At 57.1% G+C, this 273-nt stretch carries 1 pseudogene; it reads left to right on the top strand.

The window, feature by feature from the left end:
* Window positions 1-13: 13 nt before the first annotated feature.
* Window positions 14-273, top strand: a pseudogene (locus tag HBA93_RS21130) (hypothetical protein); the annotation flags it as partial.

Below are 273 nucleotides of genomic sequence, written 5' to 3'. Positions count from 1 at the left end.
GAACTGGTATCGTATGGCCGGTTTTCCGGCGCGTTTTTCGCAGGTTATTCTCAATCCGATGCCAACCGTGGCGGTGGTGGTCTGGCTTGGCGGCTGGCTGGTCACGCGTGATGCATTGGCTGTTTCCACATGGGTGGCTGTGCTGCTGATTTGTACCGGCATGGCGGAATCCCTGCTGCCGCTGATGTCGCTGAAACATATGATTGCCCGCACGGAAATCAGTATTCACCGTATTCATGAGGTGATGAGCCAGCCGGCGCTGCCGGAAGTGAC

The organism is Ochrobactrum sp. SFR4 (genome assembly GCF_019730395.1).
Taxonomy (GTDB): domain Bacteria; phylum Pseudomonadota; class Alphaproteobacteria; order Rhizobiales; family Rhizobiaceae; genus Pseudochrobactrum.
Note: the sequence above shows the minus strand (reverse complement) of the source record. Positions and strands in the feature narration are given on the sequence as shown.